Raw genomic sequence first — 15432 nt, forward strand, 5'->3', positions numbered from 1 at the left:
ATGAATATGCCGAAAATCCCACTAGGAGCATGGGTCGATTCTTTAGTGGATTGGATAACTATTGTATTTGCTGGATTATTTACACTTATTACGAATGTGATTGAGGGACTACTGGATATCCTGGTCGATGTAATGAGTGCTGGACCTTCCATCGTGTTAATCATAGTCCTGACCCTTCTGGTTACCTATACAAGCAGATGGCCATTAGGATTATTTACATTAATTAGCTTACTATTGATCGATAATCTTGGTTATTGGGAATCAAGCATCCAAACACTGGCAATCGTTATATTGTCAGGAGTCTTAACGATAGTGATCGGGATACCGATCGGAATATGGTGTGCCCAAAATAACACGGTACGTAAGATCGTTACCCCAATCTTGGATTTCATGCAAACGATGCCTGCATTCGTTTATTTGATTCCTTCGATTTTATTCTTTGGAATAGGGGTAGTGCCTGGAATCATCGCGTCATTCATTTTCGCGATTGCACCGACAATCCGAATGACCAATCTTGGGATTCAGGAAGTGCCTAATGATTTGATAGAAGCATCTGATGCTTTTGGTTCAACCAGCAGCCAAAAGTTATTCAAGGTACAAATACCGTTGGCCACTCCTACGATTATGGCAGGAGTTAACCAAAGCATCATGCTGGCACTATCCATGGTAGTTACAGCTTCATTGGTTGGAGCACCCGGACTTGGGGCGGATGTCTACCGGGCTGTCAGCCAAATTAATGTTGGGCAAGGATTTGAAGCAGGATTATCCATCGTAATCATTGCAATCATACTCGATCGTATCACGCAAAACCTTCGTAAACCAGCTTACGAGCATGTCGTAAGCAGGAAAATCATTTTTACAATATTGGCCTTACTAGTTGTGGGTACTGCGCTATTCGGTACTTTTACAAAAGATACGGCTGTGAACGGGGATAAAAATAGTTTTGCTGCCAAGGCCGATTATGAAATCATCGGTATTGAACCTGGAGCAGGATTGATGAAGTTGACTAAAACGGCTATAGATGATTATAAACTGGATGATTGGAAGTTGGTTGAAGGGTCTTCGGCGGCAATGGTTGCTGAATTGAAAAAAGCAATCGATAAAAAAGAACCAATCGTCGTTACAGGATGGTCACCGCATTGGATGTTCTCGAAATATGACTTGAAATATCTTGAAGACCCGAATGAATCCTTTGGCGGGGCTGAAAATATTAATTCGATTGCCAGAAAAGGACTTGAACAGGATGCCCCTGGCGCTTATAAAATCCTTGATCAATTCTTCTGGGATACTAAAGATATGGAAAATGTAATGGTCCAAGTTTCTGAAGGGATGTCTCCTTCAGAAGCAGCAGAAAAATGGATAAAGGAAAATCAGGACAAAGTATCCAAATGGACTCAAGGTGCACAAACAGGAAATGGTGAAAAAATCAAACTGGTTTATGTTGCCTGGGACACTGAAATTGCCAGCACAAATGTGATTGGCAAGGTTCTGGAGCAGAATGGCTATGATGTAACATTAAGTCAGGTTGAAGTGGGACCGATGTTTGCCGGCGTTGCAAACGGAAGTGCGGACGCCATGGTGGCCGCATGGCTCCCGGGAACACATCTTGAATACTATAATAAGTACAAAGCTGAAATGGTTGACCTTGGACCAAACTTAAAAGGAACAAAGAATGGTCTGGTCGTACCGGATTACGTCGATATTGATTCGATTGAAGACTTAAAATAAGAAAGAAGAGGGAATTCCAGTAATGGAATTCCTCTTTTTTTAGTTTATATAGGAATCAATGTATGGAAACGAATTTATTCCTCAATTCCTCTTCCGTTACTTCGATCTTTCCTTTCAAATCTTCTGCCAGTAATACATAGCTTTTCACGCCAATGAATTCAGAATGCGATATTAAAAAGAATTTTGTTCCTTTTTTATACGCAGATGGGACATCTTCTATCAACTTAAACATTTTCATCCTTTTTCCACCTTGGATATCATAAATTCGTACGCATGTATTCATAACTAATTCGTGGTACAACTTCTTCTTTTCACTTTTTATATCATTGATATTTATGGGCGGTCAACTATTTTTACTGGTAGATACAAGTACCGCCTGTACTTATCGTGAATTATGAGTATTCCTAACTTTCTGTGGAACTGGGCTATCGTTGAATGTTAAAATTCAGTTGGAAAACAGTGTTTCTTTATACATAAGGAAGAGATAAGAGAAGCAATGAGTTGTTAAAGCAAAAAGTGATTTTGGAAGGTGTGGAAAAATTGAAACCAATCATATTTGATGTAGATACGGGGATAGATGATGCCATGGCGATGGCATATGCTTTAAATTCCCCTGAATTGGAAGTGCTCGGATTCACCACTTGCTTTGGTAACGTGCCCGTTGTTGATTCGACCCGTAATACACTTGCCGTCTTGGAGAAATTAAATAGGCGCATACCAGTATATGAAGGTGCTGACCAAACTTTGGTACGCGGAAGGAAGAAGCGGTATCCCAAGCATGTTCATGGGGAAGACGGGTTAGGAAATACCCTTCGGTTTGAACCAACCATCAAAGCATCACAAGGAAATGCAGCAGATTTCATTATCGATCAAGTGCAAAGCCGACCGCATGAAATTACGGTCATTGCAGTTGGGCCACTGACTAACATCGCATTGGCGATCAATAAAGCGCCGATGATCATGTCGCTTGTAAAAGAGGTCGTAATTATGGGCGGTGCCGTAAACGTACCAGGAAATGTAACCCCTTATGCTGAAGCGAACATAATATCAGATCCAGAAGCGGCCCATCAGGTATTGACTTCAGGACTGCCGATCACCCTAGTGGGGCTTGATGTGACCCTGCAAACATACCTACTGAAATCGAAGCTTGATGATTGGCGTGCCACTGGTAAGGAAAGCGCCGAATTTTTAGCCGAAATGACCGATTATTATATGAAAGCATATGAAAACTCCCATCCAGGTTTGGGTGGTTGCGCCCTTCATGATCCGCTTGCAGTCGGGGTTGCGATTGATTCAAGTTTTGTCAGGACAGAATGGATGAGCGTCAAGGTGGTGACCGAGGGTGAAGAAGCAGGCAGGACAATCGGTCAAAAGGATGGCGAACCTAGAATCCGTGTCTGTACGAATGTGGAAAGTGAGCGGTTTTTGAAGCATTTTTTGGAACGGGTTATATGACTAAGCAACGTAATTGAATCATTGGGAAAAGCTGGCCTGTTTCTGTTGGATATATCGATTCTCGCTATATGACAAGGATTCCTGTCAGAATAAAGTTGAAAATAGCATGGTACAAATGGTCTTCCATTCATTCTGATGTCCTTTTGTAAATGGTTTATATTCGATCAATTATAAAAATTGCTTTTCAGAGTTTAATCAAACGTTTGATTAATTTCGTAGAAAAGAAAGTCGAAAGTCACTATTATTATGGTGAAAACCATATTAATGGATAACGGTTCAGAAATATTGGGTATAAGGTACTTTTTTTACCATAAAAAAGTAAAATATTAAAAATTAATTAAAAAATGGGTTTAAAGGTTTGGGAAAACAGGTACATAGACTTTCATAATGCCATATTTAGGTTTTTTTGCATAATTATAATTTACCATTTTTCGACTTTGCGCTTATTTATATGGCAGAAAATGTATGGTTCTATTAAAATGTACTATATAAGATAAAAGGAGGATTTTTTCTATGTCACAAATTCGCGTAACACCTTCAGAACTGAAAGATGTAGCTAGACAATATGATAATGAGAGCCAACAAGTAACGGATATGATTGGTCGTTTAGATAGAATGAGAGATCATTTAACTGGTATTTGGGAAGGTTCCTCCAGTGAGGCTTTCGTAGGTCAGTACGAAGAATTAAAGCCTTCATTCATGGATATGGCTCGCTTGTTGAATGAAGTTTCTCAACAATTGAATAAATCAGCTCAAATCCTTGAAGACACAGATAATCAGATTGCTAGTCAAATTCGCGGATAATCATTAGGTAAATGAGAAAAAGAATTTCTAGGAAAAAGCGCCGCGACTCTTTTTGAAGATCGTGGTGCTTTTTTGCTTTAAAAGAGGTGGTTTCCATATATATTCAACTAACGATCGATTTAAACAGGTATACAGGGGAAGTATTTGATTTGCAAGTGTCGAATTACCGCTCCATCAAGAAGGTTGTGGAGATAATATGGCAGGTAAAGGATATTGCCAGTGCACCTAAAGAAGGCTATTGGGTGCGGGTTCAGAATAAAGAGTTCGTATGTTCAGGTTATGAAACCCTGCTTGATAGCGGAATTACGACGGGGGACCGCCTTGAGATCCTCTAATGGATAGGTGTGGACTCTTTATAGGAAAAAAGTCTAAAGCCCTTTAGCAGGGGTAAAGGAGTTACATAAAATGGATGAGAAACCATATCTGGAGAAAAAAACAGAAGCTGCAATGATGAAGGATGATAAGGGGCATTCGTTCGTTTTCCAACGGGCAAAACTATCGATGCAGGACCCACTGGAATTACAGCTTATTCATGAAGCGGATGATGCTCTCCAGAAACATATAGAAGTGACAGAGGACGAGGTGAAGATCAGAGTAAATCCACCAGCCTCTTTTTTTGTTTTTTCCAAAGCTAAAGATAAAAATCCATTGAGTAAATGGTTATCGTCTTATCAAATCCTGAAGAAAATAAGGAATCATGAATTGAATCGCCTGCAACTAGTCGTCTGTCCGGAAAATATCGTTTTTGATTCAAGCTTAACCCCATATTTCCTGCATTATGGCGTAAAAGACAGTTTGCCTCCTTATGAGCATAATCAAGATGAGTTATTTAAAGAAACGAAGGCAACGATTTCGGCGCTTGTGGATGGGCAGCATACATTCGAGGAGTATCTGCTTTACCATAAAACACTGAAACTATCGAACGAATCACAAAGTATATTGTCATCGGGGACTTGGGATGAACTTTCCACGGTCATTCAAAACCGGATAGAAGCTCTAGAGAAGGAAGAAAAGGCATTTGTACATATCCCTGAAAAGAAATGGAAAACGGGCCGTTATACACTTTGGGGTACGGTGATCGTTCTCGTACCACTGCTATTGTTTACGATTTACACACTATTCTTCTCCCACCCTAAGCAGGAAGCATATGTAGAAAGCGGTGAAAGCTTCTTAAAACAAAAATACAGTGAAGTCATTGACCGTTTGGAAAACTACGATCCGAAAAAGATGCCGTATGTGGTTCAATATGAACTGGCGAAGTCCTACGTCACTTATGAACCATTAGAGGGAGTAGCCAGGAAAAACGTGGAAAATGCAATCACGTTGCAAACGGATAGTCAGTATCTCCTATATTGGATTTATATAGGCAGGGGCATGAGCGAGGAAGCGATCGATTTGGCGAGAATCATGGAGGATCGCGAATTGATTATGTATGGGCTGGTAAACCAGAAAGAACAGATTAAGTTGGACGATAGCCTATCTGGGGAAGAAAAGGAAACGCAAATTAAAGAAGTCGATACTGAGCTGTCCCAATATGAAAAGGAAAAAAAGGAATTGGATAAGCAAATGGAGGAACAGCAAGGTCAGAACCCTGCTGCAACAGATTCGAATGTAGAGGATAAAGGCGCAGCGGAAGCAAAACCTGCTGTAAAAGAAGAAGTGGAAAACGAACCTGCTTCTGGGGGAAAAGAAGAAAGTAAGGATTCCTCCAAAAAATCAACTGAAGAAAAAGAGAAAAGCAAAGAGTGAGCAATGGGCCTTTTGCGGAGGTGAGATTTAATGAGTTTATTATGGATTTATTCTAGTGGGACCTACCAATCCTTTACGATCAAGGATAATCATAACGGTCCAATTTCGATTGGGCCATCAAAACAGGATACGATCACCGTTTATTCCATTCCTTTTGAACAAGGTCCTATCAAGCTGAAAAAAAATGAGGGACTTGATGAATATGAGGTGTTTAGAGAGGGCAAGAAGCTTGGCGATGTAAAGCCATTCCATAGCTTCACCTTTCAAGAAGGAGAAGAAACGGTCGAGATTTTTTATACGTCAGGGGAATTGGAAGAAAGCCTCTATTATATAGGCAACTTGAAAGAAATCACTTTATCGGACAAGGCGGGAGCGACCATTCGTAAAGAAGGACCCGTTTCCGGCAATGACTTTTCCCTTGTGCTGCATAAAGGGCAGTGGCACCTCATGCCAGAGGAAAATGGCAGGATATTCCTGAATGGTGAAAGGGTAACGAAGGCTGTTCCCATCCAAAATGGTGATCTGGTTTGCTGGCCGCATATGGTGCTGAGGTTGATTGAAGGCGACTTATTGATGATTCATAGCGCCGAAAGTTATGAAACATCATTAGCTAAAATGAAGAAGCCAATCTCTGAAATGAAAAAAAACTATCCACAGTATCGCCGGACACCAAGGATGATCTACGAATTGCCGGATGAGAAAGTGACGATATCTTTTCCGAGCCAAGAAGCGGAAGATAATAATAGAGGGTTATGGTTAATCCTTATGCCGCCCTTAATGATGCTGATCGTCATGGGGGTCATCACGGTCATTCAGCCGCGGGGCATTTTCATCATCATATCGATTGTGATGTTCACGACGACTTTAGTTACCTCGACGGTACAATACTTTAAAGACAAAAAGAAGCAAAAATTCAGAGAAGAAAAACGCCAACGTGTATATACCAGGTATCTAGAGCAGAAGAGGGAAGAACTTCAAGAGCTGTCTGAAAAACAAAAGAATGTGCTGTTCTATCATTACCCCTCCTTTGAAAGGATGAAGCTTCTAACTGATGGTATTAGCGATCGTATATGGGAACGAACTCTGGAAAGTGAAGATGCTCTGCACTTTAAGATCGGAACGGCGACCATACCCTCAAGTTATCAGGTGTCGGTAAATAGCAGCGATATGTCCAATCGGGATATAGATGATTTACTTGAGCAGTCGCAGGAACTTGTGGATGTGTACAAAAACTTGGAAGATCTTCCGTTATCGATCGATTTATCAAACGGATCGATGGGCCTGGTCGGAAAGGAATCGATTGTTAAACGGGAGCTGCAGCAATTGATTGGGCAACTGGCCTTTTTTCACAGTTATCATGATGTTCGATTTGTCGCCATCTTTCCGGAAAAGGATTATCAGGAATGGGAATGGATGAAATGGCTCCCTCATTTTCAATTGCCGCATGCCTATGCAAAAGGATTCATATATAATGAGCAATCACGTGACCAGCTGCTGACCTCGATTTATCAGCTATTAAGGGAAAGAGATTTGGATGAGAACAAAGGGAAAGTGAGATTCACTCCCCACTTTGTCTTTATTGTCACGGATCGTAATTTAATTGCTGAGCATGTCATATTGGAATATTTAGAAGGCAAAACGGACGATTTAGGCATCTCGACGATTTTTGCAGCGGATGCAAAAGAAAGTTTGACAGAAAATGTCCATACGCTTGTTAAGTACATTAATGATTTTGAGGGTGAGATTCTCATCCAGCAAACGAAGGCCGTTCATACTCCTTTTAAACTTGATGCACATTCAAAAGAAGGAAATGAGCGTTATGCACGTACGCTCCGTTCATTAGATCATCAAAAAGGCATGAACAATTCCATACCAGAAACGGTTTCATTCCTTGAATTATTGAAAGCTCGTGAAGTGGAAGATCTGCCCATCAGCCAAAACTGGCGGACCAATCTGTCTTCCAAATCCTTGGCAGTTCCGATTGGATTGAAAGGGAAAACGGATAGGGTTGAATTGAACTTGCATGAAAAGGCGCATGGCCCCCATGGATTGGTTGCCGGAACGACAGGATCGGGGAAAAGTGAATTACTGCAAACCTACATCCTATCATTAGCCGTTCATTATCATCCACATGAAGTTGCCTTTTTGCTCATTGATTATAAAGGCGGTGGAATGGCACAGCCATTCAGGCAGATTCCGCATCTGCTGGGAGTCATTACGAATATTGAGGGAAGCAAGAACTTCAGTGCCAGGGCACTAGCATCCATCAATAGTGAATTGAAGAAACGCCAGCGCATGTTTGATCGATACGAAGTCAATCATATCAACGATTACACGGACTTATACAAAGAAGGCAAAGCGGATGAACCGTTACCGCACTTATTTTTGATATCAGATGAGTTTGCGGAACTTAAAAACGAAGAACCCGATTTCATCCGCGAATTAGTGAGCACTGCGCGAATTGGACGGAGCTTGGGAGTTCATTTAATTCTTGCTACACAAAAGCCGGGCGGTGTAATTGATAACCAGATTTGGAGCAATGCCCGTTTTAAAATTTCCTTGAAAGTGCAGGATGCCAGTGATAGTAAGGAAATTCTTAAAAATAGCGATGCGGCAAATATTACTGTCACCGGACGGGGATATTTGCAGGTAGGAAATAACGAGGTTTATGAATTGTTCCAGTCTGCGTGGAGCGGTGCCCCATATTTAGAGGATACGGTTGGATCTGAGGATGAAGTGGCACTTGTCACGGACCTCGGTCTTGTTCAAATCTCAAATGTATCGGAACAGGTCACTAATAAGAGGAAAGAAAAGATTAGTGAAATTGAAGCCGTGGCGGATCGAATTGTGGCGATACAGGAAGAAATGGAGATTAAGAAGTTGGCAAGCCCATGGCTGCCGCCTCTTTCAGATCGTTTATCAAGAAACCCTGAGAGAAGCCTGACGATGAATCAATTCCACCTGGGAATGAAGGATGAGCCCGAATTGCAAAGCCAGACCAATTATGTCTATAACTGGATTGACGATGGGAATATTGGGGTTTTTGGTTCTTCCGGGTACGGCAAGTCAACCACCGTTTTGACACTTCTCTTTAGTTTTGCAGATCAATTCACTCCTGAAGAACTGCATTATTATATTTTCGACTTCGGGAATAGCGCTTTACTGCCAATGCGCCAGCTGCCTCATACTGGGGAATACTTTAGGTTCGATGAGTTAAGGAAAATCGAAAAATTCATGTTATTCATGAAGGCGGAAATGGAAAGGCGTAAGCAGCTTTTTTCAGAAAAGGAGCTTAGTAACATAAAGCTCTATAATGCATTGGTGGAAGATAAATTGCCGATTATTTATATCGTGGTCGACAATTTTGACATAGTGAAGGATGAGATGCAGGATCAGGAAGCCCAATTCGTTCAGTTTGCACGTGATGGACAATCACTTGGAATCTTCATGATTTTAACGGCAACGAGAATCAATGCGATTCGCCAGCCGTTAATGAATAGCCTTAAGACGAAGGTCGTCCATTACTTAATGGACAGTTCGGAAAAATATTCAGTTTTGGGGAGAACCCCTTATGAAAATGAACCTGTTCCTGGCAGGGCGTTGGTGAAAAAGGACCAAACCTATCTCACCCAGATTTACTTACCAGCCGATGGAGCGGATGATATAGCCGTTTTGGAAGAAATGAAACAAGCTGTGGCAGAACATAAGGTTAAATATAAGGAAATGGACAAACCGCCGGCGATTCGGATGTTACCGGCACGTCTTGATTCCAGCAGCTTCAAGAGTTACTGCTCACAAACGATTAAGAAGGATACCATTCCAATCGGGCTTTCAGAGGAAAGCGTTACACCTGTATTCGTGGAGTTGAATTCCAATCCATTCCTGCTTGTCGTAGGACAGTCACGTAAAGGGAAAACGAATGTCCTTAAAGTGCTGCTGGAATCGTTGCTTACACAGGCGGTCGGCGAAATTGGATTATTTGACGGAGTGGATCGCGGCCTATCTTCTTATGCTTTTGAGGAGAAGGTGAGCTATGTGGAAACAAAAGAGCGGATAACCGAATGGCTCGATCATATCACTGGAATATTTGAAGAACGTGAGCGAAGTTATCTTGCGGCATTGGAATTGACACCGATGAAGCAACTGGAATTCCCACCGGTCATATTTGTCATAGATAGCATTTCAAGGATCCAACAAACGATAGACGGCAGGATTCAGGATAGGATCAGCAGTTTGATGAAACAATACAGCCATCTCGGGTTTAGTCTGATTGTCGCTGGAAATGCCAACGACTTCACGAAGGGGTATGATTCGTTGACAACCGAACTGAAACAAGTCAGACAGGCTGTTTTGCTTCTTAAAAAATCGGACCAAAGCTTGTACACCCTCTCCTATTCCAGAAAAGAAGAAGAAATACAGCCGGGTTACGGATACTTTGTGCTGAATGGCCAGGAGTATAAAATCCAAATTCCGCTAAGTGAAGAAAGAAGGAGAGTGCAAGAGAGTGTCTGAAAAAATAAAACCGATGCTGTTAATCGGTAAAATACTGGTGATCTTAGCGCTGCCAATCTTGTTTTTTTCTTATATTGGCCAAAATCCAATGAAAAAGACGGAAACGGCTTCTCGCGAAATCGCCATTGTAAATGAAGATAATGGGACAGAATTTAACAATAACCCCATTTACATGGGCTCAGAGCTTGTTACTACACTGGACAAGGATTCTGAATATGAGTGGTTTGTGGTAAATAGAAGTACGGCGGAAAGTGGACTTGCAAATGAAAAGTACGATGCAGTCATATATTTTCCATCCGATTTTTCAGAGAATATTTATACGTTCGATGATGAACAGCCTGTCAAGGCGGGGATAAAGTACAAGGTACAACCCAGTTTGAATGCAGAGAACATGGAAAAGGTACAAAAGGAATTAGAGAAAACAAAGAGCAAAATGAATAAGCATATTTCCACACAGTATTGGAGCTATGTTTCCCAATCGGTCGAGGACATCCGTAAGAAGTTCGATAATGTCCTTGCTAAAGAAATCGCTTTTCAAAACACGATGTATGAGTTTTATACTCCAAGCTCGGAAAGTCTTGCAGGCGAAATCAAGCAGCATAAGGACATGCTTGAAGGAGTTTTTGCCGAGACGAAAGATGCTGGCAAAACAAGTACTGAAACAATGGGTGAAATAGGGGACACGAAGACTCAAATGGCTTCATTTGTGAAAGATGTTGTTTCTTTTGAGGAATATCAAAAAGCTCAAAGTATCCTTTTTGAGAAGGCCTCTGCCCAAAATCAACAGCTTGTCATGGAGAGTGTGCAGTCATACGACAAGGTGCTGAATGAGGGGAATAAATCTATACCAGAGATTCAGCAAGGGATGAATACGAAATACAGCCTTAATGATCAAGGCATTAGAGAAAATGTTGGAATCATGCAGCAGAAACTTGATTCCAGCAGTAATGAATTGGAACAATTTTCAACAAGCATGAAAGACAAACAAGTAGAACAAATTACGAAAATCACCCAAGATCAACAAAGCTCGATTGAACAATTGAAACAATCGGAAGAGGCGGGTCTTGATAACCTTCAGTCAACCTTGCTTATGCAAAGAGGAAATCTTGCAAGCAGCTCTGGTGATGGGGAGGATATAGGTGAAGGAACGACGCCTATAGAGGATATTGAAACGGAAACGGGAAAAGGTGAATCAGCTGCTGCACCTGACAAGAAGGACCCGGTTGATGAACTGTCTCTGCAGGTATTGCTGGATCAAATCAATGGGATCAACACGGCACTTGAAAGTTTGGTGCCGGCAGAAGGAAGTGAAGGAGCTGCTGAACAACTCAACATCCTTACAGCGGAACTCCAAACGGAAATCAATAATCTCAGCGGAACGGTAAGCGGCAGAACGGGGAATTATAACCAAGTGATAACGGAGTTTAATACACTGGTAGATTCATATAATGACCTGCTGGCGCAGTTTACGCAATTACAAGCTGATTATAATGAACTCGGCACGAATTATAAGGATTTAGGCGACCAATGGAAAAAGTCACAGGAAGATATTCAAAAATTACAGGACATCCAGAGTATGACAATCGAAGAGGCCGTCGCAGAAATCAAGACTCTCGAACAGTCACTTCTAGAAAAGGTGGGGGGAGAAAGGCGAGCGGTGCTTGTGAAGGCCTTCGAGAATCCTATCATCAATCGGGATTCAACTACCCTCCTTGCCTATTACGGTTCACTCTCATCTTATGGTGAATTGGCTGAAAGAGTCACCGAAGCAAATGTAGATAAGATATTTGCAGCCAATATAAAAGAATTGGAAAACTTGAAAAATGGGGTTTCCGGAAATGTAGATGAAGAAGCGAAACTCGTTAAAGCCAGTTTAGCAGGAGTCAATGAGAACTTCGGGATGTTCTCGGAATCCATTATGGGTTATATGAAAGAATATGATGCTAACGTTGAAACGGGGCAAAAAGCCACTTTAGCTGAATTGGCGGCAATTTCCGGCAAGGCTCAAGAAGTGTCTGCCAATTTGTCGGGTGATATGGAAGTTCCTGAGATGGAGGCCGAACCGCCAGTTAACCTTGATGGAGAAATGTTTGTATCACTTCAAGACAATACGTCAACAACTGTCGGCTTCATTTCCGAGCTTGTCAATTCTGTAGCGGAAAGACAGGAAACGGTCACGAAGGATACAGCAGACCTGCAAGCGAAAGTGGGGTCCGTGCAGGAAAGGGCCGATCAGCTTAATGATAATTGGTCCCAAAATGTAGACTCAACCGAAAAAATCAAGACGGACGTATATAGCGTCTTGAACAACACTCTAGTCGATGATCAGGAGAACGGGTATGTGTACGAATATTTAGCGAATCCCGTACAAATCAGCGGGGAGGTCCTTCATCAGGAAAAGGTTAATATCCCGCCGATCGTCATGTTGGTGATCATACTCATTTCTGGGATATTGATCGGTTTCTTCCTGCATCATTATGAAACCATTCCAATGATGGTCCATGCAGCCTTGTTTACCTTATTGAATCTGATCGTAGGTTTAATCATCAGCATGTATGGCTTGAAGATCTATCCACTGGGAGATATGCAGGAGATTAAATGGACCGTCTTCACCGTCCTGCTTTTATTCTTCTGTTCAGCGTTTACCCGACTTGCCTTCTCGATTGGGCCGTTTGTCGGTGCTATCCTGGTGATTGGTTTGATCAGTTTCTTTACCATTCCATTATTGGATTTAATCATGCCTAATTTCAATGTAGACCACCCTGTTGCGGACGTATACATGTCCATTCAATTCGGTAATCAGTCGGCATTCATTCCGGCTAGTATCATCTTGATTGTACTGACGCTTATCGCAACGGTCATTCCATATATAGTGAAGCGTCTTGCAGAAAGAAGAGCAATGGCCCATGAAGTGGAATAAATACGTAATGCCTGTCTTGCTCATCCTGTTTTTTAGCCATGCACCTCATGGCGGGGCGGAAGAGGAACCGATGGTGGAGCCCAATGAATATCAAGAAAACGATATTGATATTCAAACGGAGTATTTCCATGAAGAAGGATTGTTGGAACAGAAGCGGAAACTGCCTGAAGAACAAAAGGACCTCACTTTTGAAAGAGGGAAATATGATGCCATTGACTCGGTGAAGGACTCACTGTTTCAGTCTCCTGTAATGGAGAATCAAAATAATACCATCGCTTCAAAATCAGAACAGCTTGGATTATTCTCGGAGGTCCGCATTCCAACGAGAAACGAAGAAGAAACAGAGCCTTCGCTTAATTTTGACCTGACGATATTGCTAGGCATCGTTTTGGCACTTTTGGTCGTTTGTTTGTTTTTTATCCTTATCCCGAAAATGGGGAAGCTGAATGGAGAGGTTAAACGAAAATGAAAACAGCCCGATTCCCCTCAGGAATCGGGCTGTTTTAACTACATATCCATAACGGTTTTAATAAGCCCTAAAAGAAGGGCGGCTGCGAAGATCAAAATGAAGAATTTTTTATACATGATCAGTACCTCTTATATCTTAGGAGTGGATTGCATTCATTTTAGCATAAACAAGACAGAATAGAAGTTAACTTAAGAATATACAGATCGGAAGGCCATGGCTTCATTGCCCTGATGACAGGAGCGGGAAATTATGAAAAGGTGGACGATTTATTGGAGTTTGCCTGCCGTTTATTTATGGCTTGTACAATTTGGACGTTGATCTCCGCTCCAGGCACTCGCTTTCCGAGGGCGGTCCGCCCTCGGCTTGCGCCTGCGGGGTCTCCCTAAACGCGCTTTTCCCGGCCCAATTCTCTTAACTGCCAAAATTGGAATTTCAAAAGGGTTTCGGAATTTTTTAATTCCGAAACCCTTTTGTCTACAAACTGCGATGCGCCGATTTATTGGCGTATCCTATCAGTTATTTGAACAAGTCAGGATGAACAGTCTGCGAGTTCAACAGCTTCCCCAATCCTTGGTCATGGCGTGATAGGACCTTTTTCAATAAACAAATGGACGTCATCATTGGTTCATATTCACTAAGCAAACAGTTAACCCTGCCTTTTTCAGTAAGCCGCTTTAATATTTTAGAACAAATTCGTTTATGGTTTTCCGATAATCTAGTAAACTTACAATGTAAGGTTCAATTGGGTCTTAATGTAAAATATGTGATATAGAGAAGACATGAAATAATAGTGATAATGTGAATCCCGGGAGGTAGAGAATGATTTATAAGCAGGTCAATCAAAAACTGGAAATGGTTCTGGGGAATATCGAAAAGGTGATTATCGGAAAACGGGATATAGCAGAACTAAGCATCGTGGCACTCCTTTCCGGCGGACATGTCTTATTGGAGGATGTTCCGGGTGTGGGAAAGACAGTCATGGTAAGGGCATTGGCAAAATCAATAGGTGCAAGCTTCAAGCGAATTCAATTCACGCCTGATTTACTTCCTTCGGATGTTACTGGCGTTTCGATCTTCAATCCTAAGGAACAAGAATTCATCTTTAGGCCAGGTCCGATAATGGGCCATATTATTTTAGCTGATGAAATAAACCGGACCTCGCCGAAAACCCAGTCTGCATTGCTTGAAGCGATGGAAGAGGCAAGTGTGACGATTGATGGTGTCACAAGAGGATTGGAGAAGCCCTTTTTCGTAATGGCGACACAAAATCCAATCGAGTACGAGGGAACATATCCGCTGCCGGAGGCTCAATTGGATAGATTCCTATTAAAAATGAAAATGGGCTATCCAGGTGTGGAAGAAGAGATAGAGGTTCTACATAGGGCTCAATACACGGCACCGCTAGAGGAATTGGAATCCGTCATCACCTTGGATGAATTGATAGAATTACAGGCTGAGGTAAAAGCGGTGATAGTGGATGACACAATAAAACGGTACATTGTTGAATTGGCGAATCAAACACGTTCACATGAAGGGGTCTACTTAGGGGTGAGCCCTCGTGGATCGATAGCATTGATGAAGGCAGCCCAGGCTTACGCGCTGATCCAGGGCAGGGACTATGTTCTGCCTGACGATGTTCAATATTTAGTGCCTTTCGTATTTTCCCATCGGCTTATTTTGAAGCCTGAAGCGAATTATGAAGGCTTCGATGCTGGAATGGTGATACATGAAATTGTCGCGACAACAAAAGTGCCTGTGAAGCGGGCTGTGACCTAATGCGAAGATTCATCAACAT

10 protein-coding genes are annotated in these 15432 nt (G+C 41.9%); 9 read left to right on the forward strand and 1 reads right to left on the reverse strand.

What is annotated here, in order from left to right; genetic code table 11:
- A complete protein-coding gene (locus tag MKX49_RS27870; RefSeq protein ID WP_340878415.1) occupies positions 1-1728 on the forward strand; it encodes a glycine betaine ABC transporter substrate-binding protein in 1728 nt (575 codons plus the stop codon).
- Between the two features lie 55 nt (positions 1729-1783).
- Here MKX49_RS27870 and MKX49_RS27875 read toward each other — a convergent pair whose 3' ends face one another.
- Positions 1784-1966, reverse strand: a complete 183-nt coding sequence (locus MKX49_RS27875) for a hypothetical protein (RefSeq protein ID WP_048689530.1) — start codon at positions 1964-1966, stop codon at positions 1784-1786.
- A 302-nt stretch (positions 1967-2268) separates the two neighbouring features.
- Between MKX49_RS27875 and MKX49_RS27880 the strand changes: the two genes are divergently transcribed.
- From MKX49_RS27880 to MKX49_RS27915, 8 genes are all read left to right on the forward strand, one after another.
- Entirely contained in the window at positions 2269-3183 is a 915-nt protein-coding gene (locus MKX49_RS27880) for a nucleoside hydrolase (protein WP_340878625.1), read from the forward strand.
- A gap of 513 nt (positions 3184-3696) precedes the next feature.
- A complete protein-coding gene (locus MKX49_RS27885) occupies positions 3697-3987 on the forward strand; it encodes a WXG100 family type VII secretion target (protein ID WP_034306171.1) in 291 nt (96 codons plus the stop codon).
- 95 nt (positions 3988-4082) lie between these two features.
- Positions 4083-4322 (forward strand): EsaB/YukD family protein, encoded by a 240-nt coding sequence (locus tag MKX49_RS27890; RefSeq protein WP_053537134.1) that lies wholly within the window; start codon positions 4083-4085, stop codon positions 4320-4322.
- Between the two features lie 70 nt (positions 4323-4392).
- Positions 4393-5736 (forward strand): type VII secretion protein EssB, encoded by a 1344-nt coding sequence (essB, locus tag MKX49_RS27895; protein ID WP_340878416.1) that lies wholly within the window; start codon positions 4393-4395, stop codon positions 5734-5736.
- Between the two features lie 30 nt (positions 5737-5766).
- Complete coding sequence (essC, locus tag MKX49_RS27900; protein WP_340878417.1) at positions 5767-10248, forward strand: type VII secretion protein EssC; 4482 nt, start codon at positions 5767-5769, stop codon at positions 10246-10248.
- A complete protein-coding gene (gene esaA / locus MKX49_RS27905; RefSeq protein ID WP_340878418.1) occupies positions 10241-13168 on the forward strand; it encodes a type VII secretion protein EsaA in 2928 nt (975 codons plus the stop codon). Before essC ends, esaA begins: the two co-directional genes overlap by 8 nt.
- On the forward strand, positions 13155-13637 hold the full coding sequence (essA, locus tag MKX49_RS27910) for a type VII secretion protein EssA (RefSeq protein WP_052137216.1): 483 nt from the start codon (positions 13155-13157) through the stop codon (positions 13635-13637). The genes esaA and essA overlap by 14 nt, the downstream gene beginning before the upstream one ends.
- Before the next feature lie 819 nt (positions 13638-14456).
- Positions 14457-15413: an AAA family ATPase gene (locus MKX49_RS27915; RefSeq protein WP_063595380.1), complete on the forward strand. Its 957-nt coding sequence runs from the start codon at positions 14457-14459 to the stop codon at positions 15411-15413.
- Positions 15414-15432 lie beyond the last annotated feature (19 nt).

It is taken from the genome of Peribacillus sp. FSL M8-0224 (assembly GCF_038003055.1).
Classification (GTDB): domain Bacteria; phylum Bacillota; class Bacilli; order Bacillales; family DSM-1321; genus Peribacillus; species Peribacillus frigoritolerans.